The 24904-nt window shown below is 64.9% G+C and carries 22 protein-coding genes; 14 read left to right on the forward strand and 8 right to left on the reverse strand.

The features are described 5' to 3' along the window. Positions 1-295: 295 nt before the first annotated feature. Positions 296-2275 (reverse strand): bifunctional tRNA (5-methylaminomethyl-2-thiouridine)(34)-methyltransferase MnmC2/FAD-dependent 5-carboxymethylaminomethyl-2-thiouridine(34) oxidoreductase MnmC1, encoded by a 1980-nt coding sequence (gene mnmC / locus ACZ9H4_RS22960; RefSeq protein WP_476121020.1) that lies wholly within the window; start codon positions 2273-2275, stop codon positions 296-298. Between the two features lie 412 nt (positions 2276-2687). Here mnmC and ACZ9H4_RS22965 point away from each other — a divergent pair, with 412 nt between their 5' ends. Continuing rightward, positions 2688-2966: an HU family DNA-binding protein gene (locus tag ACZ9H4_RS22965; RefSeq protein WP_006050811.1), complete on the forward strand. Its 279-nt coding sequence runs from the start codon at positions 2688-2690 to the stop codon at positions 2964-2966. Positions 2967-3092: 126 nt separating this feature from the next. On the opposite strand, the gene ACZ9H4_RS22970 is transcribed toward ACZ9H4_RS22965, so the two are convergent. Together ACZ9H4_RS22970 and ACZ9H4_RS22975 are read right to left on the reverse strand one after the other, a co-directional pair. Then, a complete protein-coding gene (locus ACZ9H4_RS22970; RefSeq protein ID WP_476121023.1) occupies positions 3093-4409 on the reverse strand; it encodes a GTP-binding protein in 1317 nt (438 codons plus the stop codon). 353 nt (positions 4410-4762) lie between these two features. Next, the gene (locus tag ACZ9H4_RS22975) at positions 4763-5209 is read right to left on the reverse strand and encodes a lytic transglycosylase domain-containing protein (RefSeq protein ID WP_408139878.1); all 447 of its coding nucleotides are present in this window, start codon (positions 5207-5209) and stop codon (positions 4763-4765) included. A 514-nt stretch (positions 5210-5723) separates the two neighbouring features. Here ACZ9H4_RS22975 and gspD point away from each other — a divergent pair. From gspD to gspF, 3 genes are read left to right on the forward strand one after another with little or no spacing between them, the layout of a single operon-like run. Beyond that, complete coding sequence (gene gspD, locus ACZ9H4_RS22980; RefSeq protein WP_476121025.1) at positions 5724-8087, forward strand: type II secretion system secretin GspD; 2364 nt, start codon at positions 5724-5726, stop codon at positions 8085-8087. Further along, a complete protein-coding gene (gene gspE / locus ACZ9H4_RS22985) occupies positions 8084-9601 on the forward strand; it encodes a type II secretion system ATPase GspE (RefSeq protein WP_408139874.1) in 1518 nt (505 codons plus the stop codon). The genes gspD and gspE overlap by 4 nt, the downstream gene beginning before the upstream one ends. A gap of 4 nt (positions 9602-9605) precedes the next feature. Then, entirely contained in the window at positions 9606-10823 is a 1218-nt protein-coding gene (gene gspF, locus ACZ9H4_RS22990; protein ID WP_168664858.1) for a type II secretion system inner membrane protein GspF, read from the forward strand. A 149-nt stretch (positions 10824-10972) separates the two neighbouring features. Here gspF and ACZ9H4_RS22995 read toward each other — a convergent pair whose 3' ends face one another. Further along, complete coding sequence (locus ACZ9H4_RS22995) at positions 10973-11386, reverse strand: type II secretion system protein N (RefSeq protein ID WP_408139871.1); 414 nt, start codon at positions 11384-11386, stop codon at positions 10973-10975. Between the two features lie 158 nt (positions 11387-11544). Here ACZ9H4_RS22995 and gspG point away from each other — a divergent pair, with 158 nt between their 5' ends. The 8 genes from gspG (at position 11545) to ACZ9H4_RS23035 (ending at position 17630) form a co-directional block, all read left to right on the forward strand. Beyond that, on the forward strand, positions 11545-12009 hold the full coding sequence (gene gspG, locus ACZ9H4_RS23000; RefSeq protein WP_408139869.1) for a type II secretion system major pseudopilin GspG: 465 nt from the start codon (positions 11545-11547) through the stop codon (positions 12007-12009). 121 nt (positions 12010-12130) lie between these two features. Beyond that, complete coding sequence (locus tag ACZ9H4_RS23005) at positions 12131-12688, forward strand: GspH/FimT family pseudopilin (RefSeq protein WP_476121029.1); 558 nt, start codon at positions 12131-12133, stop codon at positions 12686-12688. A 1-nt stretch (position 12689) separates the two neighbouring features. Further along, entirely contained in the window at positions 12690-13106 is a 417-nt protein-coding gene (gspI, locus tag ACZ9H4_RS23010) for a type II secretion system minor pseudopilin GspI (RefSeq protein ID WP_408139866.1), read from the forward strand. Then, a complete protein-coding gene (locus ACZ9H4_RS23015) occupies positions 13084-13761 on the forward strand; it encodes a PulJ/GspJ family protein (RefSeq protein ID WP_408139865.1) in 678 nt (225 codons plus the stop codon). Before gspI ends, ACZ9H4_RS23015 begins: the two co-directional genes overlap by 23 nt. A 1-nt stretch (position 13762) precedes the next feature. Then, positions 13763-14890 (forward strand): type II secretion system minor pseudopilin GspK, encoded by a 1128-nt coding sequence (gene gspK / locus ACZ9H4_RS23020; protein WP_476121032.1) that lies wholly within the window; start codon positions 13763-13765, stop codon positions 14888-14890. Between the two features lie 28 nt (positions 14891-14918). Beyond that, positions 14919-16328, forward strand: coding sequence for a type II secretion system protein GspL (gene gspL / locus ACZ9H4_RS23025; protein WP_408139863.1), 1410 nt, complete (start codon positions 14919-14921; stop codon positions 16326-16328). Beyond that, positions 16325-16828: a type II secretion system protein M gene (locus tag ACZ9H4_RS23030; RefSeq protein ID WP_476121035.1), complete on the forward strand. Its 504-nt coding sequence runs from the start codon at positions 16325-16327 to the stop codon at positions 16826-16828. Before gspL ends, ACZ9H4_RS23030 begins: the two co-directional genes overlap by 4 nt. Positions 16829-16850: 22 nt before the next feature. Next, positions 16851-17630: a type II secretion system protein N gene (locus tag ACZ9H4_RS23035; RefSeq protein WP_408139860.1), complete on the forward strand. Its 780-nt coding sequence runs from the start codon at positions 16851-16853 to the stop codon at positions 17628-17630. Between the two features lie 136 nt (positions 17631-17766). Here the strand turns inward: ACZ9H4_RS23035 and ACZ9H4_RS23040 are convergent, their stop codons facing one another. Further along, the gene (locus ACZ9H4_RS23040) at positions 17767-19338 is read right to left on the reverse strand and encodes an efflux transporter outer membrane subunit (RefSeq protein ID WP_476121037.1); all 1572 of its coding nucleotides are present in this window, start codon (positions 19336-19338) and stop codon (positions 17767-17769) included. Positions 19339-19547: 209 nt separating this feature from the next. Then, positions 19548-19919, reverse strand: coding sequence for a hypothetical protein (locus ACZ9H4_RS23045; protein WP_408139857.1), 372 nt, complete (start codon positions 19917-19919; stop codon positions 19548-19550). A gap of 242 nt (positions 19920-20161) precedes the next feature. Here ACZ9H4_RS23045 and ACZ9H4_RS23050 point away from each other — a divergent pair, with 242 nt between their 5' ends. Further along, positions 20162-20704: a MarR family winged helix-turn-helix transcriptional regulator gene (locus ACZ9H4_RS23050; RefSeq protein ID WP_476121040.1), complete on the forward strand. Its 543-nt coding sequence runs from the start codon at positions 20162-20164 to the stop codon at positions 20702-20704. 137 nt (positions 20705-20841) lie between these two features. Then, positions 20842-22404, forward strand: a complete 1563-nt coding sequence (locus ACZ9H4_RS23055; protein WP_476121042.1) for a DHA2 family efflux MFS transporter permease subunit — start codon at positions 20842-20844, stop codon at positions 22402-22404. A 91-nt stretch (positions 22405-22495) separates the two neighbouring features. On the opposite strand, the gene ACZ9H4_RS23060 is transcribed toward ACZ9H4_RS23055, so the two are convergent. Next, positions 22496-23005 carry a hypothetical protein gene (locus ACZ9H4_RS23060; protein ID WP_408139853.1) on the reverse strand — a complete coding sequence of 170 codons (510 nt, stop codon included), beginning with the start codon at positions 23003-23005 and terminating at the stop codon, positions 22496-22498. A 234-nt stretch (positions 23006-23239) separates the two neighbouring features. Then, positions 23240-24859, reverse strand: coding sequence for a glutamate--cysteine ligase (gshA, locus tag ACZ9H4_RS23065; RefSeq protein ID WP_408152726.1), 1620 nt, complete (start codon positions 24857-24859; stop codon positions 23240-23242). Positions 24860-24904: the final 45 nt, after the last annotated feature.

Consider the following 24904-nt stretch of genomic DNA (forward strand, 5'->3'; position numbering starts at 1 on the left):
CCTCGGTTTCTGTGGATAACTTATGTTTACCGAAACGAATCATTGGTTTGCCGACGGCATAACCGGATGCACAGCATGTGCGGGAGCAGCGCGTATACGCGAGTAACTTTTTGCGTTTTTCGGCGCGGACAAAGTTACCCCGTTTACGTCCACAACGGTTCCACACGACTTGCGCCCGTTAACGGCATGGTTATCCACACGTTTCGGTGGATAACTCTGTCGGCGCGTATACGTGCCGCGTATGCGTGCGTATACCGCTGGTTAACGGGTGGACTGAGCGCGCCGCACTCAGCAATTAACCGGCCGTTCCCTGGCGCAATGCGCGCAGCAGGAAACGGGCGGGATCGATGTCTTCGGCCAGATCGCGTTCGAGCGGCCACGGCTCGCCCTCTATCTGCGATGCGATCAGTTCGGCGCCTAGCGCTGCCCAGACCAGTCCGCGCGAACCATATGCGAACGCCCCGTACAAGCCGTCCATGCGCGGCAGATCGAGCGGCCATGCACCCCGCAGACGCTGCGCGTCGCGGGCGGCCTCGCTCTCGTCGGCGAGTTGGCCGATCATCGGCATGCGGTCGCTCGTGACGCAGCGAAACGCGACGCGCCCGGCCAGCGCCGCCGACCGTGCGGGATCGACCGCGGAGGCGGCGAGGGAGGCATACGCCGGCAGCATCTGCGCGACGCGCTCGAGGTTTTCCAGATGACCGCCCGCGCGCAGCGACGTGTCGGGGTCGTCGAGTTCATAGGTGGCGCCCGTCAACGTGACGCCATCGGCAAGCGGCACCGCATAGCCTTCACCGATCACCGGCAACGCGAGCGATGGCGCAGTGCCCGAGGGCAGCAGCGTCAGCTGGCCACGAATGCTGCGAGTTGGCGCATGCTGCAACCCGGCGATGCGCGCGGCATCGTGCGCACTCGCGACGATCACGACCGGTGCGCGCGCGACGGCCTGGCCCGCCGTGTCGAAGACGGTCCACTGAGCGCCCGACCGTTCGAGCCGGGCGACCTCGACGCCGAAGCGGCGTTCGAGCAGGCCGCCCGCTGCGGCGAACTGCGCGGCGCACAGCGACGCCGGATCGATCCAGCCACCCTGCGGAAAAAACCAGCCGCCGCGCGCTAGCGGCGTGCCGGCGAGTTGTCGAGCATCTTGTGCGGAGACGGGCGTCACGTATCCGGACGGATAGCGGAATGCAGCAATCGCGTCGCCGATTGCGCGGGCTTCGTCGTCGTCTGCGGCGATCTGCAGCAAGCCTGGGACACCGCGCACGAGCCGATGACCGCGCCTTTCGAGCTCGGCCCAGCGCCGCAATGCATACAGAAAACCAGCGCGCGTGATGCGCGAGGCGACGCTATCGTCGCGTGAAATCATGGGGTGGAACACGCCGGCCGGATTGCCCGACGCGTCCTGCGCGACCGACGCGTGCCGTTCCAGCGACGTCACGCGCCAGCCGCGCGCCGCAAGCCGTTCGATCACCGCGCTGCCGGCCAGCCCTGCGCCGATCACTACTGCATGCCGTTCGTCGAGCGCGAGCGGCGCGGGCGGCTCATAGCGGCGCACGCGCCAGCGCGGCGCGAAATGGCCGACCAGCATCGCCCGTTTCCAGCCGAAGCCGTCGATCTTGCGATACTCGAAGCCGCATTGCGTCAAGGCGCGTTTGATCTCGCCGGCGCTGCTGTAGGTGGCGAATGTGGCACCCTCGCCCGCCAGCCGCGCGAGCGCCTTGAAAATCGCCAGGGACCAGAGTTCGGGGTTCCTGGCCGGCGCGAAGCCGTCGAGATAGAACGCATCGGCGCGCAGTCGCAAGGCCGGCAAGCTGTCGGCCGCGTCGGCCAGCACCAGCGTGAGCACGACGCACCCCTCTTCGAATTCGAGCCGGTGCGTGCCGGGCACGAGCATTGGCCATGCGTTCGCCAGCGTGTCGGCCAGCTCGGCCACCGCCGGATCGGACAGGGTCGCCGCATAGACGCTGCGCAAATCGGCGACGGTAAACGGATGCTTCTCGGTCGACACGAAATGCAGCCGCTCGCATCGCGCCGGATCGGCGCGCCAAGCGGCCCACGTCACGAGGAAGTTGATGCCCATGCCGAAGCCGGTTTCGAGCACGGTGAACGTGCGGCGGCCTTGCCAACGTTCGGGCAGCGCATTGCCGTTCAGGAAAACGTAGCGAGCCTGGTCAAGACCGCCCACTGCGCTGTGATAGATATCGTCGTAGAACGGTGAGAACGGGGTGCCGTTGTCGCGAAAAGCGAGGACGGCGGGGATCAGCGGATCGGTCATGCGTCGGGAAATGACGCTCGCAAGAGCGGTTCTAACGTTACCGCCAGCGCGCGCAGCTCGCCGGACGGCGAAAAAGACGCGCCAAACGTTGGCAAAAACCAACGCCAAGCCCCGTCCCTACTGGGTTTCAGCCCTCCGAAGGAGGTCGTGGAGTGCAAAATCGCGTTTTCCTTGCCATATCGACGCTGGAACCTCGCAATTCTTCGAAACCCTTATCCTGATTGGGTTTGCGCTGCGCTATCATAGCAAGCGCCGCGAATCGAGCGGGAGCACGGCCAATGGACAGCCATCTGTCCTGTGCTGCCGGTCCGGAGGGGATCCGGAGCCGCAGCTGCTCGACGGCGCGGCCCGCGCACGTATAATCGGCGCGTTCGCGCTGTTCGTATCAACCTAAACTCAGAAAGGAACCTTAATGAACAAACAGGAACTGATCGACGCCGTCGCAGGACAGACGGGCGCCAGCAAGGCTCAAACCGGTGAAACGCTGGACACGTTGCTTGAAGTGATCAAGAAGTCTGTGTCGAAGGGCGATGCGGTCCAGTTGATTGGCTTCGGTAGCTTTGGTTCGGGCAAGCGCGCAGCGCGTACGGGGCGTAACCCCAAGACCGGCGAAACCATCAAGATTCCGGCAGCCAAGACCGTCAAGTTCACGGCAGGCAAGGCGTTCAAGGACGCGGTCAACAAGCGCTAAGCAGCTTGCTGCCAGGCAGTTGACACCCGCCAACGGCGGGTTTTTTTTCGCCCGCGCGTTGTACGCGGGATAAGCCGCGACACACGTCGCGGCTTTTTTGATTGCATCGACGCGGGGTGACGCCGTTCAGTGGTGACGGTGGCCGTGATCATGCCTGTGACCATCGTGATCATGATGGTGATGATCGTGGTCCTGATGATCATGATCGTCTTCGTCGAAGTCCCATGCGGGGAACGGATCGGCGAACTGAAGCCAGCCTTGCGGCCCCAGTGCGTATTCGTCGTCGCTCAGCAGACACGCGTCGAACTTCGCCGTCCACTCCGTCGGGTCGATGCCAACCCCGATCAGCACCAGCTCCTGGCGGCGATCACCAATGCTCAGATCGTCCGGATCGCCGTACCAGTCGCTGGCGATTTCGGCCGCCAGCTCTTCGTCGCCGTCCGGCCACTCGCTACGGTCCTGCGCGGCCCACCACATGCCCGCTGGGCCATGCCGGCAAGCGCCGCCTGCCTGCGACAGCGAACCGGCGATGTCGTTGCGCGTCGCGAGCCAGAAGAAGCCCTTGCTGCGCAAGACGCCCTTCCACCCCTGATGCAGCAGCGCCCACAGCCGCTCCGGATGAAACGGCCGGCGTGCCCGATAGATGAAATTGCCGATGCCGAACTCGTCTGCTTCTCCGTGAGGCGCATGGCCGTGCCCGTGCTCATGATTGAGCGACGCGAGCCAGCCCGGCGCACTCGCCGCGGCGTCGAAATCAAACCGGCCGGTGTTCAGCACTTGCGCGAGCGGCACCGCGCCGAAGCGGCTAACCACCTGCTCCGCGCGCGGGTTGATGCGCGCGAGGATGCGTTGCAAACGCGTGAGTTCGTCTGTGCTGACGAGGTCGGCCTTGTTCACCACCAGCACGTCGCAGAATTCGATCTGCTCGATCAGCAATTCGACGATGGTGCGGTCGTCTTCGTCGGTCGCGGCGATGCCCCGTTCGGCGAGCGCGTCGGCCGAACCGTAGTCGCGCAGGAAGTTGAAGGCGTCGACCACGGTCACCATCGTGTCGAGCCGTGCGACGTCGGCGAGCGAAGCGCCTTCGTCATCGACGAAGGTGAAGGTTTCGGCGATCGGCATCGGCTCGGCGACGCCGGTCGATTCGATCAGAATCGCATCGAAACGATGTTCGGCGGCAAGACGTTTGATCTCGACGGCCAGATCGTCGCGCAGCGTGCAGCAGATGCAGCCGTTCGACAGTTCGACGAGCCGCTCTTCGACGTGCGACAGCGCTGCGGCGTCGCGCACGAGCGTCGCGTCGATGTTGACGGCGGCCAGGTCGTTGACGATCACGGCCACGCGCAATCCGGCGCGATTCGCGAGAATGTGGTTCAGGAGCGTGGTCTTGCCGGCGCCCAGAAAACCGGAGAGCACGGTGACGGGCAATAGCGGCTGGTTCATCGCAGTACGGAAAAGCAAGAGGATTGGAGGGCGTGCCGGGCCTGGGGCCGCATGACTGCGCGACCGGTCTGACGCTTGGGCTCGACGGCAGCACGAAGCCGCATTGTGCATCAAAACGGGCGGCGTCCGCGTGACTGGCTGGATCGGCGGGGCTTGACCAGCGGGTCTGGAATCAGGCAACAGCACGAACGCCAGGACGACGCGATGTGGAAATGCCGACGCACGCTCACAGGCAGACCGCGAAATGCGTCAACCGGTCAGCCGGGAAGCGGACTCAAAAAAGGGCAAATGAGGGAGGCAATCAACACGCCAACAGCAGGCAGCCCGGACTGGCCGGCCCGAAAAACACACGCTCAACGTGCAGCCGGCATCAAATTCCACTTGCGCAGAATCGCGACGATCTGCTGGGCATATTTGTCGCGCAAAGCCGGTGTTTCGGAGTGGTATGCGCCGACTGCTTGCCACGTGTTGCCGTACTTGTTCATTTGACGGCGCAGATGCCACGCCGCGATATAGACGTTCTTGCAGGGCTCCATCAGCGTGCCTTGGGAGATGCCGTACTGAGCGAGTGTCGGCAGATGGATCGAATTGATCTGCATCACGCCGTAGTCGGTCGAACCGTTGGCGTTCTTGTGTTGCGCGTCAGGCCGGTTGTGCGACTCCTGCCAGGCAATTGCGCGTAGAATCAGCGGGTTAACCTTTTGATACTTCGCCGCTTCGTCGAAGCAATCGGCGCGTGCGGACCCTGCTGCTGCTAGCATGGCGAGTCCCGCGGCGATGGTGACGAAGGCATGGTTCATCGGTCAAGACGACTAAGTAAGTCGCAAGCGTAAGGGTTGGTAAGGCGTTTCTTCGGTCATACTCCAGCCGCCGACAGCCGCCAGGGCACGCCGGTCGGGCCTTTGTCGAACACCCGGGAAAACCCGCGTCGGCAAACCTTCAACCGGAGACTCGAACGGCTCGTATCATACCGGCAGTCCAACCCGCGTCAAGTTAGCTAACAGACATAAGCAGACGGAAAACGAAGCTCCGCGCGGCTTCGCCAGACGTCGATTAGCTTTCAATCTGGTAACAGTTGGCGCGGACTTTCAAGGGAATCGCGTATCTCAGGCCTGTTTTGTGACAAATCCGACATGAAAAACTGTTACTGTTCATTTTTTTCGGACGTCGGATGGTCGGAACCCGCAGCGACCTTAGTCCGCGAGACTGACCCACAGACCGGCAGGGCGATGATTTGTCCCCGTGTCCGTACCGCATGACCGTCGGCAGCATCGGCTGCCGGCATCGATATCACAACCCATGAGAAGAAATTGTATGGCTTTGCGTCGCGTTGCAACGGCGCTGCTGGTGGCTGGATTGATCACCGCGCAGACAGCACACGCTCAGGTGACACTCAACTTCGTGAACGCCGATATCGACCAGGTTGCCAAGGCGATCGGCGCCGCAACCGGTAAAACGATTATCGTCGACCCGCGTGTGAAGGGACAGTTGAACCTCGTGTCGGAAAATTCAGTGCCGCAGGACCAGGCGCTCAAAACCCTGCAGTCGGCTTTGCGCATGCAGGGTTTCGCGCTGGTGCAGGACCACGGCGTGCTGAAGGTCGTGCCGGAAGCCGACGCCAAGCTGCAGGGCGTGCCGACCTACGTGGGTAACGCGCCTGTCGCGCGCGGCGACCAGGTGGTCACGCAGGTGTTCGTGCTGAAGAACGAATCGGCCAATAACCTGCTGCCGGTGCTGCGTCCGCTGATCTCGCCGAACAACACCGTGGCTGCTTACCCGGCCAACAATACGATCGTCGTCACCGATTACGCCGACAACGTGCGGCGCATCGCGCAGATCATCGCGGGCGTGGACACCGCGGCGGGCCAGGCGGTCGCCGTCGTGCCGCTGAGGAATGGCAACGCGATCGACATCGCCACGCAGTTGACCAAGATGCTCGACCCCGGCGCGGTCGGCAGCACCGACGCGACCCTGAAGGTCTCGGTCACCGCCGATCCGCGCACCAACTCGCTGATGATCCGCGCGTCGAACGGCGGGCGTCTTGCCGCCGCGAAGGAACTCGCGAAGCAGCTCGACATGCCGACCACGATGCCGGGCAACATGCACGTCGTGCCGCTGCGCAACGCGGACGCCACGCGGCTCGCGAAAACGCTGCGCGGCATGCTCGGCAAGGGCGGCGACAGCGGCTCGTCGAGCGGCTCGGGTGACGCGAATTCGTTCAACCAGGGCGGCGGCGGCGGCGGCTTCTCGGGCGGCAATTCGACGGGCACGTCGGGCACCCCGCCGTTGCCGTCGGGCGGACTGAACAGCAGCTCGATGTCCTCGCCGCTGACCGGCAGCGGCTCGGGCGGCAACAACGCCTCCGGTTCCAGCGGCCTGCTCGGCGGCGACAAGGACAAGGGCGACGACAACCAGGCCGGCGGCATGATCCAGGCGGACTCCGCCACCAACTCGCTGATCATCACGGCGGCCGAGCCGGTGTACCGCAATCTGCGCGCGGTCATCGACCAGCTTGACGCGCGGCGTCCGCAGGTCTACATCGAGGCGCTGATCGTCGAGTTGAACTCGAACACGAGCGGCAACCTCGGCATTCAGTGGCAGATCGCGAACAACTCGCTGTTCGCCGGCACCAATCTGTCGACCGGTTCGAGCAACAGCATCATCAACCTGACGGCGGCCGCGGCAGCGGCCGGCACCACCGGCGGCCTTGCCACGGCGCTCGGCGGCGGGGCTTTGCAGCAGGGCCTGAACGTCGGCTGGATTCACAACATTTTCGGCGTTCAGGGACTCGGCGCGCTGCTGCAGGCGCTGTCGCAAAACTCCGACGCGAACGTGCTGTCCACGCCTAACCTGATCACGCTCGACAACGAGGAAGCGAAGATCGTCGTCGGGACGAACGTGCCGATTCAGACCGGTTCGTATTCGAACCTCACGAGCGGCGCCACGAGCGCAGCGTTCAATACGTTCGACCGCGTCGACGTGGGTCTGACGCTGCACGTGAAGCCGCAGATCACCGACGGCGGCATTCTGAAGCTGCAGCTGTACACGGAAGACTCGGCGATCGTGAACGGCACGACCAACGCGACGACCAACCCGTCGGGCCCGGAGTTCACCAAGCGCTCGATCCAGTCGACGGTGCTCGCCGACAACGGCGAGATCATCGTGCTGGGCGGTTTGATGCAGGACAACTACCAGGTCAGCAATAGCAAGGTGCCGTTGCTCGGCGACATTCCGTGGCTCGGTCAGCTGTTCCGCTCTGAACAGAAGACGCGCGAGAAGACCAACCTGATGGTGTTCCTGCGCCCGGTGATCATCAACGATCGCGATACGGCGCAGGCCGTGACGTCGAACCGTTACGACTACATCCAGGGCGTGCAGGGTGCATACAGGTCGGACAATAACGTGATGAGGGACAAGGACGATCCGGTGATGCCGCCGATGCCGCTCGGCCCGAGCCAGGGCGTGCCGCCCGCGATGAACCTGTTCGATCTGAACCAGATGCGCCGTCAGCAGGCGGCGCCCCAACAGGTACCCCAACAGGTACCCCAACAGGTACCCCAACAGGTACCCCAACAGGTGCCGCAGGCCGTACCGCAGTCGAGCCAGCAGCCGGTCACCGCGCCTTATCCGACGACCGGCACGGAGCCGACCACCGCATCACCGGGAGCGCGTCCGTGATTCAGGCGTCCGCTCAAACAGCGCATCGCGCTCAGGGCGGCGACTCCGCCAGCGGCGAGCGCGCCGCGCCCTCGCCGCTCGCGGCGCGCCTCGTGCCGTACGGCTTCGCCCGCAGCGGCCAGATTCTGGTCGCGCATCAGCACGCGGACAGCCTCGAAGTGTGGATCAGCGAACGCACCAGCGAAGCCGCGCTCGCCGAAATCACGCGCAACTTCGGCGTGGTGTCGGTTGTACGTTTGCCTGCCGACGAACTCGCGCAGGCGATCAACCAGGCGTACGCGCGCCAGGACGGCAGCGCCGCGCAGGTGGTCGGTGAAGTGGAAGGCGAAGTCGATCTGTCGCGTTTGATGCAGGACATCCCCGAGGTCGAGGATCTGCTGGAATCCGAAGACGACGCGCCGATCATCCGCATGATCAACGCGCTGCTCACGCAAGCGGCGCGCGAGCAGGCGTCGGATATTCACATCGAGCCGTTCGAGAATGCGTCCGTGGTGCGCTTCCGGGTGGACGGCACGCTGCGCGACGTCGTGCGCCCGAAGAAAGCGCTGCACGGCGCGCTGATCTCGCGGATCAAGATCATGGCGCAGCTCGACATCGCGGAGAAACGTTTGCCGCAGGACGGCCGCATCACGTTGCGCGTCGGCGGGCGTCCGGTCGACGTGCGGGTGTCCACGCTGCCGACCGGTCACGGCGAGCGTGCGGTGTTGCGTCTGCTGGAAAAAGACGCGTCGCGCTTGAACCTCGAAGCGCTCGGCATGGCGTCCGACACGCTCGTCAAGTTCGACAAGCTGATCGGCAAGCCGCACGGCATCGTGCTGGTGACCGGTCCGACCGGTTCGGGCAAGACGACCACGCTGTATGCGGCGATGTCGCGGCTCGAAACGGCCACGACCAACATCATGACGGTTGAAGACCCGATCGAATACGACCTCTCCGGGATCGGCCAGACGCAGGTCAACGAGCGGATCGGCATGACCTTTGCGCGCGCGTTGCGCTCGATTCTGCGGCAGGATCCGGACGTCATCATGATCGGTGAAATCCGCGACCTCGAAACCGCGCAGATCGCGGTGCAGGCGTCGCTGACAGGCCACCTCGTGCTGGCGACGCTGCATACGAACGACGCGGCCTCCGCCGTCACGCGTCTCACCGACATGGGCGTCGAGCCGTATTTGCTCGCGTCGTCGCTGCTGGGCGTGCTGGCGCAGCGGCTCGTTCGGCGGCTGTGTGCGGTGTGCCGCGAAGAGCGCACCGAGGACGACGGGCGCGTGCGCTGGCATCCGGTGGGCTGCGACAAATGCGGCCAGTCCGGTTATGCGGGACGGCGCGGCGTCTACGAGCTGCTGCTGATTGACGAGTCGATCCGCTCGCTGGTCCATCGCAATGCAGCCGATGCGGAAATTCTCACCGCCGGCCGTGAGCAAGGCATGCGTACCTTGCGTGAGGATGCGGACCGCTGGCTCGAGTCCGGGCTGACCTCGCTGGAAGAAGTGATTCGCGTGACGGGCGGAGCATAAGCGCATGCCGGCATTTCGTTTCGAAGCAATCGACGCGGCGGGCAAGGCGCAAAAAGGCGTGCTCGACGCGGACAGCGCGCGCAGCGCGCGCACCAACCTGCGCTCGCAAGGACTCACGCCGCTTGTCGTCGAGCCCGCCGCATCGCGCATGCGCGGCGAGCGCAATCAACGGCTGTCGCTCGGGCGGCGTTTGTCGCAGCGTGAACAGGCAATCCTTACGCGCCAGCTGGCCAGTCTGCTGATCGCCGGTTTGCCGCTCGACGAAGCGCTCGCGGTGCTCACCGAGCAATCGGAGCGCGACTACATCCGCGAACTGATGGCGTCGATTCGCGCCGAAGTGCTCGGCGGCCATTCGCTCGCCAATGCGCTGACGCAGCATCCGAAAGACTTCCCTGAAATCTACCGGGCGCTCGTCGCTGCCGGCGAACACACCGGCAAGCTCGGCCTGGTGCTCTCACGCCTCGCCGACTACATCGAGCAACGCAACGCGCTCAAGCAGAAGATCGTGCTCGCGTTCACGTACCCGACCATCGTGACGATCATCGCGTTCGGCATCGTCACGTTTCTGTTGAGCTACGTGGTGCCGCAGGTGGTGAACGTGTTCGCCAGCACCAAACAGCAACTGCCCATCCTCACCGTGATGATGATGGCGCTGTCCGGCTTCGTGCGTAGCTGGTGGTGGGCGGTGCTGATCGGCGTGCTGGTGGTGGCGTATCTGGTGCGCTCGGTGCTCAGGCAACCGGGTCCGCGCCTCGCGTTCGACCGCTGGCTGCTGACCGCGCCGCTGCTCGGCAAGCTCGTGCGCGGTTATAACACCGTGCGCTTTGCCAGCACGCTCGGCATTTTGACCGCCGCGGGCGTGCCGATTCTGCGCGCACTGCAAGCCGCCGCCGAAACGCTCAGCAACAACGCGATGCGCGAGAACATCGACGACGCGATCGTACGCGTGCGCGAAGGCACGTCGTTATCGCGCGCGCTCGGCAATACGAAGACGTTTCCGCCGGTGCTGGTGCACCTGATCCGTTCGGGCGAAGCAACGGGCGACGTGACGACGATGCTCGACCGCGCAGCCGACGGCGAAGCGCGCGAACTGGAGCGCCGCACGATGTTCCTGACGAGCCTGCTGGAGCCGTTGCTGATTCTGGCGATGGGGGGCGTGGTGCTGGTGATCGTGCTGGCGGTGATGCTGCCGATCATCGAGTTGAACAACCTCGTGCAGTGACGCGGGAGGAGACCGGATTGCGCGGCGTGCGCCACGCAATCGGTTGAGGCGGGCTAAAGCGGTTGAAGCTGATTGAAGCGATTAATCCGGCAAAAGCGCACTTCCGAGGCAAAAGCCCGCGCCGCGCGCATTCGCTTCAGCGCCGGTGTTCAGCGCACGTAGATCGTAGGACCGCTGGCGTTGGCGGGCAGGAAGACTTCGGAGTGCGCGCCGTTGCGGTCGATGATGATCGAGCGGGGGCGGACTTCGGAAAGTTTGGCGCCTTGCATCAGCGTGCTGCCGAGCGACACCGCATGCGGCGGTTCACCGCCCACGCTGACGATGGCCGCGGCGCCTTCGCGCAAGGCGAGGATGCCGAACAGATGCACGTCCTGATTGACGCTGCGCGTGAGCTGGCCGCCGAACAAGGTGGCGGCCTGCTCGGTCGAGACCTGCGCGTGCGCGGCGGCGGCGGGCAACGGCGCGCCGGACATCGTGGTGAGCGTGATGACCCAGTAGGTCAGCGTCGCGCAGAAAACGGCGAACAGCGCGAGCGACAGAAGGCGGATTTGGATGGCGTTCATGCGCATCATTGTACGGACTATTGTGAAAATTGCGTTGCGTTGGAACCCTTCAACACCATGACATTAAAATGACCGGCCGGGCGTGTTCAATAGCGGCCTGATAGCTGACCAGCGAATCCCGCCCAGTCGAAATTTCACCTGAAAAGAGGTAGTAAGCTATGCAACTGTCGACCACTCGCCGCACTGATATTGCGGGTTCGCGCAGCCGTCGTCAGCGCGGTTTCACGCTGATCGAAATCATGGTCGTGATCGCGATTCTGGGCATTCTCGCCGCGCTGATCGTGCCGAAAATCATGAGCCGTCCAGACGAAGCGCGCCGGGTCGCCGCCAAGCAGGACATCGGCACGGTGATGCAGGCGTTGAAGCTCTATCGTCTCGACAACGGCCGCTATCCGACGCAGGAGCAAGGCCTGCGCTCGCTGACCGAAAAGCCGAGCACCGATCCGGTGCCGAACAACTGGAAGGACGGCGGCTACCTCGAGCGTCTGCCGAACGATCCGTGGGGCAACTCGTATCAGTATCTGAATCCGGGCGTCCACGGTGAGATCGACGTGTTCAGCTACGGCGCGGACGGCAAGGCCGGTGGCGAAGGCAACGATTCCGACGTCGGCTCGTGGCAATAAGCACGCTGCGCAACTTTTGACTCTCCTGCGCGCGATGCCCGCCCTGCTCTCCGGCGATGCTCGCGCGCTCTATCGATACATCGTCGTTTGATCTTGGGTTGATCGTTTCGTGGCCGGCACTATGCGTATGTCCGCTTGCAAGTCCCCTGTGGACACTCCGTGTACGGTCTCGCCGCCGCGCGCGGCGTGCGCCGGCGCGCGCCGTTCGCGCCGCGCCGGCAACCGGCGCCGCGACGCGGGCTTCACGCTGCTCGAAATGATGGTGGTGCTGGTGATCGCGGGCCTCTTGGTGTCGTTGACCGCGCTGACGATGACGCGCAATCCGCGCACCGATCTGAACGAGGAAGCGCAGCGTCTCGCGTTGCTGTTCGAATCGGCCGGCGACGAAGCGCAGGTGCGCGCGCGGCCCATCGCGTGGCAACCGGTCGAGGGCGGCTTCCGTTTCGACCAACGCACCGAAGACGGCTGGCGTCCGCTGCGCGACGATCTGCTCGGGCCCCGTCAGTGGGAAGGCGGCGTGACCGGCGTGACGATCAGCTATCCGGGTTCGGATTCGCAGCCGAGCCGTGTCGTCTTCGGCACTGAAGCGATCGACGTACCGGTGCAGATCACGCTGTTTTCGGCGGCGGGGCGCGCGACGATCGTCGGCACCGGCAATGGCCGCTATGAGGTGCACTGAGATGCGTCGTTGCAGCAGCAGGACCGCTCGCCAGCGTGGCGCGTGCACGCAGCGCGGTTTCACGATGATCGAAGTGCTGGTCGCGCTCGCGATCATCGCGGTGGCGCTATCGGCGTCGTTGCGCGCGGTCGGCAGTCTCGCGAGCGGCGAAGCCGATCTGCACCGCCGCTTGCTGGCCGGCTGGAGCGCGGACAATACGCTCGCGCAGTTGCGCCTGACGCATGGGTGGCCGAACGTCGGCGAAACGAGTTTCGATTGCTCGCAGGGCAATTTGCAATTGATCTGCACCGAGCATGTGACGGCGACGCCGAATCCGGTGTTTCGTCGTGTGGAAGTGATGGTGACGATGCCTGGGCGTTCCGGCAATCTCGCTCAGATGGTGACGGTGGTCGCGAATGAAAACAACCGTTCGCTCTGAGCGCCGCCGCCGATCAGGCGCGCGTGGCTTCACGCTGATCGAATTGCTGGTCGCGATCGCGATCATGGCGGTGATCGCCGTGCTGTCGTGGCGCGGGCTCGACCAGATCATTCGCGGCCGCACCACTATCACGAACGCGATGGAGGAAGAGCGTGTCTTTGCGCAGGTATTCGACCAGATGCGGATCGACGCACGCCAGGCCGCGTCCGACGACGAGTCCGGGCAGGCTGCCATTTCACTGTCCGGCAACACGCTGCAGATCGTGCGGCAGATGAACTTGCCGGGCACGGCGCCGCGTCTGCAGGTGGTGCGCTATCAGGTGTCCAATGGACGCGTGATTCGTTACGCGTCGCCGCCGCTTGCCAATGCCGGCGAATTGCGACGCGCGCTGCGCGGCAGCGAAGGCGAAGGCTGGAGCGCGGTGCCGTTGATGGGCGGCGTCGGTGCGATCTCCGCGCGGCTCTATGTGCCGAAGGTCGGCTGGACCACACAGATGAAAGACGTACAGAGCGCGATCACCGAGGCCGACAACAATCTCAAGGTGCCGCAGCTCGGCAACGCGCCGCTGCCGCGCTCGGTGACGGGGCTCGAAGTGAGCGTCGGCGCGCGCTCGCTGGCGCGGCCTGTGACGCGGGTTTTTCTCGTCGGAGAATGAAATGAAATTCTCTTGCTCATCTCCGCGACGCTTTCCGTCTTCTTCGCGCCCGGCATCTCGCGCACGACAGCAAGGCGCGGCGATCATCAGCGCGCTGCTGGTCGTCGCGTTATCGGCAATTCTGGTGTCGGGCATGCTGTGGCGCCAGCAGGTGCAGATTCGCCGGATCGAAAACCAGCGGCTGCTTTCGCAGGCGCAATGGGTCGCGCGCGGCGCGTTGGACTGGACGCGTCTGATCCTGCGCTCGGAGGGCGATACGTCGGCCGGCATCACCTATCTGGGTGGACTGTGGGGCGTGCCGATCGCGAAGACGCGCCTGTCCGATTTCCTCGGCCAGATCGGCGAGGTCCGTGCCGAGCAAGGCGCGGCAACCTATCTGTCCGGTTCTATCGAAGACGCGCAGGCGAAATTCAATCTGCGCAATCTGGTGGTGAGCCCCGCGCCCGGCGTGATGCAACTGAGCCTCGAACAGATCGGCGCGTACCAGCGCCTGCTGGTGTCGCTCGGCGTGAACAGCCAGCTCGCGAAAGCCACCGCCGTGCAGGTGCGCAACAGCCTCTCGCAGTCGGCGACGCGCTTCCAGACCGTCACGTCCACCAGCGGCACGACGACATCCGCGACGCCGACCATTCAGGGCGGCGGCACCGGCGGCAGCTTCACCGACAAACCCGGCATCGAAGACGGCGACGACAACGCGGCGGTCGCGCCGCTGCAAATGACCGGTGTCGATTCGCTGCTCGACATCCCGGGCTACACGCCGGAGATGGTCGCGCGCTTGCGCCCCTTCGTCACGGTGTTGCCGACCGTCACGGCGCTCAACATGAACACGGCGTCGGCCGAAGTGATCGCGGCGGTCGTGCCGGGCATGAGCCAGTCGGCCGCGCAAAGTTTCGTGGCGAGCCGCACGACGGTGTTCTTCCACAACGTCAGCGACGTGCAGCTTGCGTTGCGCGGCGCCGGCGTGCAATCGGTCGCGATCGATCCGGCCGAAATGGACGTCAACTCGAACTACTTTTTGATCCACGGCCGCGTGCAGCACGAACGCGCCGAAGTGGACCGCACGACCCTCGTCTATCGCGACGCGATGACTCACACTACGCGTATCGTGCGGGTACAAGACCAACTATGAATAACGCAATTCCCAGAGAGAGTGGCCTTTGAGCACGCTGATCGTCTTACTGCCGCCGCGTGATCCGGCGGTGCCATCGCAGGAATGGCAATTGCCGGAGCTGCCGTTCGTTCTGCTCGACAAGTCGGGCCGCACCCAGCGCGCCGGCCGCTCGGCGCTCGCGCTGCTGCCGCGCGCGACGTCGACGGTGCTGATGGTCGCCGCGCGCGACCTGCTGATGATGCCCACGACGCTGCCGCCGCTGCGCGGTCCGAAGCTGCGTCAGGCCTTGCCCAACATCGTCGAGGATCAGCTGATCCAGGACCCGCAAACCTGTCACATCGCCGTCGATCCGCAACCGGCCGCGGGCGGCAGGCAGCTGCTCGCGATCATCGACCGCGGCTGGTTCCGCTTTATCTGCGAGGCATTCACGACGGCCGGTCACCGCAGCTTGCGCGCCGTGCCGGTGACGCGCTGCCTGCCACAGGCCGCCGCGGCCGCTACCCTCGCCGAAATCGCGGAACTGGTCAACGCGGGCGAGCCGACGCTGGCGGGCTCGGCCGACGTCGCGACGGCGCTGCCGGGGGTCGCGCCCGTGGTGGCGCCCGATGTCGCCGCCGTGGTGCCGATGGTGGCCGCCGTGCTCGGCGCCGTGGTGCCGACCGCGCCCGCCTTGCTGCTGGAAGGCGTGGTCGAGAGCGGCGTGCCGCGCGTCGAACTGGCGATTGCGCGCGGCGTGCAAGGCGAAGGCATGGCGGTGCCGGCCAATGCGGTGAACACGACGCTCGGCGCGCTTGCCGGCGCGGCGTCCGTCTCGCTGTACATGCTGACCGAAGTGCCGGGGAACGAGCCGGGTCTCGCTGCGAACAGCCCGGCGCGGCTTGCCGCGCATATTCACGGCGCGAGTCCGTTGCCGTTCGAGCAGCTCGCGCGGCGCGCGCTGGAATGCCGCTTCGATCTGTGTCAGTTCGAGTTCGCGTCGCAGCCGTGGCGGCTCGACCGCGCGACGCTGCGGCGTCTGCGCCTGCCGGTGCTGCTGGCGATCGGCGCGCTGGTCATCGCGATTGTCGGCGCGAACGTGCAGTGGCTGATGCTCGCGCGCCAACGCGACGCGATCAGCACGCAGATGACCGAACTGCTGCTCAACACCTTCCCGAAGACGACGGTGGTGCTCGATGCGCCCGACCAGATGTCGCGCCAGTTGCAGCAACTGCGCGTGGCGGCGGGCGAACTGTCGCCGGATGACTTCCTGTCGCTCGCCGACGGCCTCGCGCGCTCGCTTGCGCCGGTGCCGGTCAACGGCATCGCGGCGCTCGACTATCACGACCGGCGGCTCGACGTGACCTTCAAGCCCGAGGTCAAGCTCGACGCCGACTTTGCGAAGCGTCTCGGACACAACGGGCTGAGCGGCGCGATCGACAGCAATACCGGCAAGTGGACCATCAGGAACGGACAATGAAAGCTGAACTCGCTCAAACATGGGCCGGCTTCTGGGACCAGCGCACGGAGCGCGAAAAAGCCATCATCACCTGGGGCGGCGGTGCGCTCGCCGTGGTGGTCGCGTGGTCGGTGCTGTGGGCGCCGGCGCAGGAAGGCCGCGCGCATCTGCGTGAATCGCTGCCGAGCCTGCAGCGCCAACTCGCGCAGATGACCGCCCAGGCGAACGAAGCGCGCGTGCTGTCGGCGGCCGCGCAAGGCGTCGCGCCGACCGGCGCCGCGCTCAAGGATGCGTTGTCCGCGTCGCTCAGCGATCACGGCCTGGCTGCCACGCAGGTGCAGGTGGTCGGCAACGCGGTGCAGATCCAGATGAAGAACGCGTCGTTCCCGGCGTGGACCAGCTGGGTCGACGATGCGCGCAAGCAGTTCAAGGTGCAGATCGCCGAGGCGCATGTCACCGCGTTGAAGGACGACGGCCAGGTGGATCTGACGGCGTCGTTGCAGCCGTCGACCGCGAAATGAGCGCGTCGCTACGGGGTTTCGCATGAGTTACTGGATGCGGCGCGCGCGCGCCGCGCTGCCGTGGGCGGTGGTGGGCGGCCTGGCCTCCGCAGCAGTGATGCTCTCGCTGTTGCCGGCTGCGTGGATCACGCCGCAGTTCGCGCGGCAAACGAGCGGCCACGTCAATCTGGTCGACCCGGCCGGCTCGCTCTGGCACGGCTCGGCCACGCTGATGCTGGCCGCCGGCTCCGACATGAGCGCGGCGACGCTGCTGCCTGGCCGGATCGAATGGAGCACGGCTTTCTGGCCGCTGTTCACCGGCCGGGTGCGCATGGTCATGCGGCATAGCGAGGCGATGCCCGACCCGATCACGGTCGACGCCACGCCGCGCAGTGCAACCGTCACGCCCGGCACGATCGCCGTGCCGGCTTCGCTACTGAGCGGGCTCGGCGCACCCTTCAATACGCTCGATCTGCAGGGCAACGTGCAGCTTTCGTGGTCCGACTGGCGCAGCTTCAACCGGGAAGCGTTCGGTCAGCTGACGGTGACGCTGAACGACGTCAGTTCGCGGGTTTCGCTGGTCAAGCCGCTTGGCTCGTACCGCGTGACTTTCCAGGCTCAGGGCGCATCGTCCACGCTCGATCTGACGACCCTCAAAGGCCCGCTGACGCTCAACGGCAACGGCACGATATCTGCCGCGTCGACTGCGTTTCACGGCACAGCGAGCGCCGCGCCCGAGGCGCGCGAGAACCTCGCGGGCTTGTTGAATTTGCTGGGCCGGCCGAGCGGACCGGATACGGTGGCACTGACGTTTGCACACTGAGGTTCGCGCGCTGACGTGTGCGGCTGGCGCGACGGCGCCGGTTACTTGCCCGGTTGGGTCGGCAGGATAAAAAAGAGGCATGGGCGCATTTCGCGGCCATGCCTCTTTTGCTTCGCACCGGCAAGCGGCGCGGCGCTTATCTGCTCTGAACCCGCTGTTGCGGTGTGGCCCCGCTCTGCGCGACGGGCACCGCCGATGCCGCCGGCAACGGCGCGGGCGCGGCCACGTCGCCGGTTTCGCGATTCATCTGCGATGCGTCCCAGCCGCCGCCGAGCGCCTTCACCAGACCCACCGACGACACCATCCGCTGCCCCGCGATGCTCTCGAGCTTCTGCTCGGCCGTGAACGCCGTGGTCTGCGCGGTCAGCACGTTGACGAAGCCGACCGTGCCCGCCTTGTACTCGTTCGTGACGATGGCGAGCGCCTGCCGGGCCGACTCGACCGCTTGCCGCTGCACGACGATTTCCTGTTCGAGAATGCGCAGCGACGCGAGGTTGTCCTCGACGTCCTGGAACGCGGCCAGCACCGTTTGACGGTAGGTGGCGACGTTCGCGTCGTAGGTGGCGCGCGCGGCTTCGGTCTGGGCCTTGCGCAGACCGGCGTCGAACAGCGTGGCCGCGAGTTGCGGACCGACCGTCCAGAAGCGCGACGGTACGGTCAGCAGCTGCGAGAACACCGAATTCTCGAAGCCGCCGGTGGCCGACACCGTCAGCGACGGGAAGAACGCCGCAATCGCCACGCCGATCTGCTCGTTCGCCGCAGCGGCCTTGCGTTCCGCCGACGCGACGTCCGGACGCCGCTCCAGCAGCGCCGACGGCATCTGCGCGGGCACGGCGGGCGGCGTCGCGGTGAGCGGCATCGGCGCGAGGGTGAAGACCGACGCCGGCACGCCGATCAGCACGGCGATCGCGTGCTCGTCCTGCGCGCGCTGGATGCCGTTGTCGATCGCGGCTGCCTGCGCGGACTGCAGTTGCGTTTGCGCCTGAATCACGTCCGAGCGCGCGGCGACACCTGCGGCGTACTGGTTCTGCGTGAGTTGCAGCGAGCGTTGATAAGCCGCGACGGTGTCGTCGAGCAGCTTCTGGGTGGAGTCGAGCGAGCGCAGCGAGAAATAGGTCTGCGCGAGCGTGGCCTGAGCGGACAGCCTGGCATTCGCGAGATCGGCGGCCGCGCCCTGCTGACCCGCTTTCTGCGCGTTGACCGAGCGAGTGACCGAACCCCACAGATCGGGCTCCCAGCTTGCGTCGAGTTGCACGTTGAAACTGTTGCCGATGCCCGAGCGGCTTGTCGCGGTGGTCGAGTTGCCGCCGGTTTGGCTGCCGTTGCCGGAGCGCGTCGCGCCCGCCGAGGCACCGATGGTCGGGAAATATGCGGCCCGTGCCTCGCCGACCAGCGCGCGCGCCTGCCGGTAGGTGGCGGCGAATTGGGCGACGGTCTGGTTTGCGGTGTTCAGCTTGTCTTCGAGCGCATTGAGTTGCGGGTCTTCGTAGATGGTCCACCAGTCGCCGCGATCGTGCTGGTCGGCGGGTTCGGCGACTTTCCAGCCCGGCGCGGCTTCCTTGAACGACGCGGGGACCTCGGCGGCCGGCCGCTTGTAGTCGGGGCCGACGACGCAAGCGCTCAGCAACGTGGCGAGTGCCGCTGTTACCGCGATGGTCAGGGCGCGAGGCGCAAGCGGCCGCGCGTGCGAGATTCGATCAGACTGCATGCAATGAATTCCTTCTGGACGCCGCAATGCGGCCGATGGCGGCACCGTCGGCCGGGCGAGATCTTGGTCTGCCGGAATGTTAGCGTATGAGCCCGCGTGGACGCGGGAAACTGAAAGGGTAATGCGGGGACGCGCGCAGGTGTGTTACTTAGGGTGTCGCTATGGTTACGTGCTGTTACCGGGCGCGGCCGGTGCTCAGCCCCAGGCCGTTAACCCCGTGATTCCTTCGACGTGGTCTGGCGAGCCAATCGGCCCGCCGCCGCCCGGCATGGCGCATCGCCGCGCGCCTGGCATGCGCCTGCGGGATTGGCCGCGTGGGTCGCGTTGCCTCCCGCTGTCGTGATGCCTTCGGTCAGGACCGGCGCAGCGGCCCTCTTCACCTCTGTCGCCTGGCTGCCCTTCCTGCCCCGCCGATGCTCGACCCAAGCCAGTACCGCGACTCCCACCGACCCGCCCGGCAACACGAACAGCCCGGCGAACAGCGCCAGTTTCCACCAGCGGTGCGGCCCCTTGAAGCTATGCAACGCGGAATCGGTCAGGGAGCGGCTCAAGCCGCCAAGGGTGTTTTTGAGGTACAGCATGGGGGAAATCCTTTTTGCACGGCGTGCTCGCTGCGTGCAGACAATCGGTCAGAACATGGGCTCGGAGGCGAGTAACTCGTTGCCTGTAATAATATTGACTATGCAATTAAATTTCAACATACTTTGCGCCGCGCGCGTGTTTCGTGTTGTTTTTCCGTTGTGAGTAGAACGCATCATGTGAATTGACTTACCTGCTTAGGCAGCTAAACTTTGTTTCTGCTTCCCGATGTTCTGGAAACACCATGATCGACGGTCCCTACAAAACGGACGAGATTCAACTCACGACGAGTCTCGGCTATTACCTGACGAAAGCGCGGAACGTGCTGGTCGAGCGGACGGACCGTGCGGTCAAACCGCTCGGGCTGACCGCGCAGCAGATCGGCGTGATCCTCATGCTGTCATCGCGGCGCGCGAGCACGCCGTTCGAGCTGTCGCGCGCCATGTCGTACGACAGCGGATCAATGACGCGTCTGCTCGATCGCCTTGAAAAGAAAGGCTTTGTGGTGCGCACGCGCAGCGACGCCGATCGCCGCATGGTGAAACTGGAACTGACACCGCAAGGTCACGACGCGGCACGTCAACTGCCCAGTCTCGGCGCGGCGGTGCTGAATGAGCAATTGCGCGGCTTCTCCGCCGATGAGCATGCGACGTTGATCGACCTGCTCGCCCGTTTCATTGCGAACGGTCCCGGCGACGGAAGCGGCGCTGGCTGCGGGTTGGAGCCGCAATCGGAGCCGCAGGGAGAATCATCCGAAGAGATGTCGCCGGACTGCGACGAGCAGTAACCCAACAGGCGCTTTTGAAAGCGCCATTGTTTTTAAATATCTGTCTGGGCAGAGGATGTTCCGGCATGTAAGTCCGCCGTTCGACAGGCGCGATAAAGCTGTCGTGACAAGCTTTCCCGGTTAAGGAGGAAAAACCTATGGACGCCACGGCTCCCGCCGCCGCCCGGCCCGCCGCCGAACCCGCCCCGCTCAAGGGCGGGGCGCTCGCCTTGCTGACCGTCGGCCTCGCGCTCGGCACCTTCATGGAGGTGCTCGACACCTCGATTGCCAACGTCGCGGTGCCGACCATATCCGGCAGCCTCGGCGTGGCGACCAGTCAGGGCACGTGGGTCATCTCGTCGTATTCGGTGGCGTCAGCGATCGCCGTGCCGTTGACAGGCTGGCTCGCGCGCCGCGTCGGCGAAGTGCGGCTCTTCACGCTTTCCGTGCTGCTTTTTACGATCGCATCGGCGCTGTGCGGCTTCGCGCACAACTTCGAATCGCTGATCGCGTTCCGGCTCGTGCAAGGGCTGGTCTCCGGGCCGATGGTTCCGCTTTCGCAAACCATCCTGATGCGTTCCTATCCCCCGGAAAAGCGCGGGCTTGCGCTCGGCCTCTGGGCGATGACCGTGATTTGCGCGCCGATTTTCGGACCCGTGATGGGCGGCTATATCACCGACAACTTCACGTGGCCGTGGATCTTCTACATCAACGTGCCGATCGGGCTATTCTCGGCGGTGAGCGCCTATCTGCTGCTGCGCGGACGCGAGACGAAGATCACCCGTCAACGCATCGATGCGGTCGGCCTGGCGTTGCTCGTGATCGGCGTGTCGTGTCTGCAGATGATGCTCGACCTCGGCAAGGATCGTGACTGGTTCAACTCGACGTTCATCGTCGCGCTCGCGGTGATCGCGGTGGTGTCAATCGCGTTCCTGCTGGTGTGGGAGATGACGGAGAAAGAACCCGTCGTCGATCTCTCGCTGTTCAAGGACCGTAACTTCGCGCTCGGCGTGCTGATCATTTCGTTCGGCTTCATGGCCTTCTTCGGCTCGGTGGTGATCTTCCCGCTGTGGCTGCAAACGGTCATGGGCTACACCGCTGGGCTGGCGGGTCTCGCAACCGCACCGGTCGGCCTGCTCGCGCTGTTCCTGTCGCCGCTGATCGGCAAGAACATGCACCGGTTGAACTTACGCATGGTCGCGAGCTTTGCGTTCGTCGTGTTCGCGTTCGTCTCATTCTGGAACTCGACGTTTACGCTCGACGTGCCGTTCAATCACGTGATCTGGCCGCGTCTTGTGCAAGGCATCGGCGTGGCCTGCTTCTTCGTGCCGATGACGACCATCACGCTGTCCAGCGTGCCGGACGAGAGGCTCGCCAGCGCGTCTGGTTTATCGAACTTTTTCCGGACCTTGTCGGGGGCGATCGGCACCGCAATCAGCACGACGTTCTGGGAGAACGACACGATCACCCATCACGCAATGCTGACGGATTCGGTGAATGTGTATTCGGCAAATACCAACGCCTATACCAATGCGCTGGCGGGGATCGGACTTTCGGGCGATGGCGTTACCGCGCAATTGAACCAGGTGGTAACCGCCCAGGCGTACATGATGGCCACCAACGATTTCTTCCGCATTTCCTGCGCGGCGTTTCTCGTCCTGGCGGTACTGGTGTGGATTACCAAGCCGCGCAAAGGCGCGGGTCCTTCGATGGGGCATTGAGCGTTATCGCAATACTTCGCACGCGGACGCGGGCAACGATGCGACACCTTCGCATCGTTGCCCGCGTTTGCTTGCGTTCGTCACGGCATCGCTACTGCGTCACGGCTTCGCCAGTGCTCGACGGAGGAACCGACTGCCCTTGCGTGGCCTCGGGATGCATGGCCGTGGGCGCCGCGGGCTGCGATGGTTTCACCTCGCCTTGCGGCGCATCGGCAGCACCGCCGCGCACGTATTGCTTGAAATCGGCGCCGGCTTCCCAAGGGTTCGGCTTGCAGCCCAACGAGCTGTCGCAATGCGCGGAAAAGCCGATGGTCACCGTGCCGTCGGGGTTCGCCGCGCGGGTAATCTGATACGCCAGCGCGCGCTTGCCACCGTCAGGGCCGGCAGTCTGGATCAGCGAGTCGGTCGCGGATTCGATCTTGTAGGTCGAGTGGCTCGACACCCATGACTGCGCCCGTTGCCACCACAGGTCGCATTCGGCTTTGTTCGAACACGTCAACGGCTTCGTCGCGATCTGCATGACGTCCGGATCGACCTGCCCTTGTGTCGAACAGCCCGCTGCTGTCGCCAAACACAGCGCGGCCAACAGACCTTTGTTCATCACGTCGATACCTCCTGCCTGGGAGCGTGTGTCATATCACTTATATCAGTTTGGACCACGGTGCCCCTGCGGTGTTTCATCTGCGTCAGGGAATCGTCAGAGGGTGCGGAGAATTTGCCGATCCCGTTCGACGGGCGGCCACGCGTCACGTAGACGTTACCTGCGCACAGTAAAGGGCGAGAAAAAAGCGGCCACGTGGGCCGCTTTTTCATCATGTCGCTATGAGAGCGTTGTTCAGACGCTGAAGCGGTTCAACGTGTACGCGCGATAAGCCGCGACGAATGCGTCGAACGAACCGACTTCTTCGCGCTCGAGTTTGCTCTGCTCGGCCAGCGACTGCGCGGCGAGTTCAGTGAATGCCTGCGCTTGCGCGGCATCGAGCGGACGCGAACGGAAATACTCGGCGTGCGCTTTGCTTTGTTCGAGGCCGAACGCGAGAAAGCTCTGCTGCTTGTCGCGCATGACTTGCAGCACGCGTGCCGACGGCGTCAGCGTCACGTCCGCGAGTTTCGCGCGTTGAACCGCCACGGCGCGCGCGTGCTCGTCGCCGCCCTGCAGCGCGTCGAGCGCGGCGGCCGCCGCGTCGATCTTGCTCATCAGTTCGTTGGCCCAATCCATCATCGCAACCGGGCTGCCGTCGCGCGTCAGTTCGAGGCCGGGCTTGCGCCCTTCCATCGTCACGCGGCCGAAGTTCTGATTGGCTTCGCAATAGGCGTCCGGCGGCAATGGCGCGCTGTCGTCGAGCGCGCAGACGAGCAGGTACGCGTCGAGAAAGCGTGACGTCTCCAGCGAAATTCCGCCTGGCTCGAACGGATCGATATCCATGCAGCGCACTTCGACGTATTGCACGCCGCGCGCGGCCAGCGCATGCAACGGACGTTCGCCCGGATGCGTGACACGCTTCGGACGAATCGTCGAGTAAAACTCGTTTTCGATCTGCAACACGTTGGTGTTGATCTGCACCCACTCGCCGTCGCGCTGCGTGCCGATTGCCTCATAGGCCGGATAGGGCTGGCTCACGGCTTTCGCGAGCGCGTCGAGATAGCCCGGCAGCGTGTCGTAGTCGGCATGCAGGGCAGCTTGCGCGGCGGTGTTCGAATAGCCGAGGTCGCTCATGCGCAGGCTCGTGGCGTACGGGCGGTACAGCGTGTCGGCGTCGAACGTTTCGAGCGAGTGTTTGCGATCGCGGAGAAAACGGCGATCCAGCGCCGGCGACGCGCCGAACAGATACATCAGCAGCCAGTTGGTGCGGCGGAAATTGCGGATCAGCGCGAGATAACGTTCGGACTGGAAATCGACGGCGTTCGCGGTGGATTGCTGGTCGGCATGCAGGAGCCGCCACACTTCTTCGTTCAGCGAATAGTTGTAGTGGATGCCCGCGATGCACTGCATCGTGCGCCCGTAGCGCAGCGCGAGGCCAATGCGGTACACGTACTTCAGCTTGCCGATGTTCGACGTGCCGTAATGGGCGATCGGAATGCCTTCGTCGGTGTCAGGCAGCAGGCTGGGCATCGAGTTGTTCCACAAGATCTCGTCGCCGAGTTCCGCATAGACAAAACGATGCAGCGTGTCGAGCTTCTCGAGCGTGACCGCGACGTCGTGCTCGGCCGGTGTGATCAGTTCGAGCAGCGCTTCGGAATAGTCGGTGGTCAGCGAGGGATGCGTGAGCGCCGAACCCAACGCGCGTGGATGCGGGCTCAAGGCGAGCTTGCCGTCCTGCGTGACGCGCAGGCTTTCCTTTTCGATGCCGCGCAGACCGCGCGTCAGCGCGTCGCGCTGCGGGCCCGAGGTCAGCACGGACAGGCGGTGCAGGAACGCGTCGGTCGCGCGGGGAGGTGTCGTCGTGTTTGGCATTGATGCGAGTCGGGCGTTGTCGGCCGCCATGTGCCGCTCGACTGC

This window comes from Paraburkholderia sp. TE9906 (assembly GCF_056279605.1).

Excerpts from the sequence above, each read along its gene's own strand:
- mnmC (WP_476121020.1), bottom strand. The coding sequence starts at position 2,275 with ATGACCGATCCGCTGATCCCCGCCGTCCTCGCTTTTCGCGACAACGGC.
- ACZ9H4_RS22965 (WP_006050811.1), top strand. The coding sequence starts at position 2,688 with ATGAACAAACAGGAACTGATCGACGCCGTCGCAGGACAGACGGGCGCC.
- ACZ9H4_RS22970 (WP_476121023.1), bottom strand. The coding sequence starts at position 4,409 with ATGAACCAGCCGCTATTGCCCGTCACCGTGCTCTCCGGTTTTCTGGGC.
- ACZ9H4_RS22975 (WP_408139878.1), bottom strand. The coding sequence starts at position 5,209 with ATGAACCATGCCTTCGTCACCATCGCCGCGGGACTCGCCATGCTAGCA.
- gspD (WP_476121025.1), top strand. The coding sequence starts at position 5,724 with ATGGCTTTGCGTCGCGTTGCAACGGCGCTGCTGGTGGCTGGATTGATC.
- gspF (WP_168664858.1), top strand. The coding sequence starts at position 9,606 with ATGCCGGCATTTCGTTTCGAAGCAATCGACGCGGCGGGCAAGGCGCAA.
- ACZ9H4_RS22995 (WP_408139871.1), bottom strand. The coding sequence starts at position 11,386 with ATGAACGCCATCCAAATCCGCCTTCTGTCGCTCGCGCTGTTCGCCGTT.
- gspG (WP_408139869.1), top strand. The coding sequence starts at position 11,545 with ATGCAACTGTCGACCACTCGCCGCACTGATATTGCGGGTTCGCGCAGC.
- ACZ9H4_RS23005 (WP_476121029.1), top strand. The coding sequence starts at position 12,131 with ATGCGTATGTCCGCTTGCAAGTCCCCTGTGGACACTCCGTGTACGGTC.
- gspI (WP_408139866.1), top strand. The coding sequence starts at position 12,690 with ATGCGTCGTTGCAGCAGCAGGACCGCTCGCCAGCGTGGCGCGTGCACG.
- ACZ9H4_RS23015 (WP_408139865.1), top strand. The coding sequence starts at position 13,084 with ATGAAAACAACCGTTCGCTCTGAGCGCCGCCGCCGATCAGGCGCGCGT.
- gspK (WP_476121032.1), top strand. The coding sequence starts at position 13,763 with ATGAAATTCTCTTGCTCATCTCCGCGACGCTTTCCGTCTTCTTCGCGC.
- ACZ9H4_RS23030 (WP_476121035.1), top strand. The coding sequence starts at position 16,325 with ATGAAAGCTGAACTCGCTCAAACATGGGCCGGCTTCTGGGACCAGCGC.
- ACZ9H4_RS23035 (WP_408139860.1), top strand. The coding sequence starts at position 16,851 with ATGAGTTACTGGATGCGGCGCGCGCGCGCCGCGCTGCCGTGGGCGGTG.
- ACZ9H4_RS23040 (WP_476121037.1), bottom strand. The coding sequence starts at position 19,338 with ATGCAGTCTGATCGAATCTCGCACGCGCGGCCGCTTGCGCCTCGCGCC.
- ACZ9H4_RS23045 (WP_408139857.1), bottom strand. The coding sequence starts at position 19,919 with ATGCTGTACCTCAAAAACACCCTTGGCGGCTTGAGCCGCTCCCTGACC.
- ACZ9H4_RS23050 (WP_476121040.1), top strand. The coding sequence starts at position 20,162 with ATGATCGACGGTCCCTACAAAACGGACGAGATTCAACTCACGACGAGT.
- ACZ9H4_RS23055 (WP_476121042.1), top strand. The coding sequence starts at position 20,842 with ATGGACGCCACGGCTCCCGCCGCCGCCCGGCCCGCCGCCGAACCCGCC.
- ACZ9H4_RS23060 (WP_408139853.1), bottom strand. The coding sequence starts at position 23,005 with ATGAACAAAGGTCTGTTGGCCGCGCTGTGTTTGGCGACAGCAGCGGGC.
- gshA (WP_408152726.1), bottom strand. The coding sequence starts at position 24,859 with ATGCCAAACACGACGACACCTCCCCGCGCGACCGACGCGTTCCTGCAC.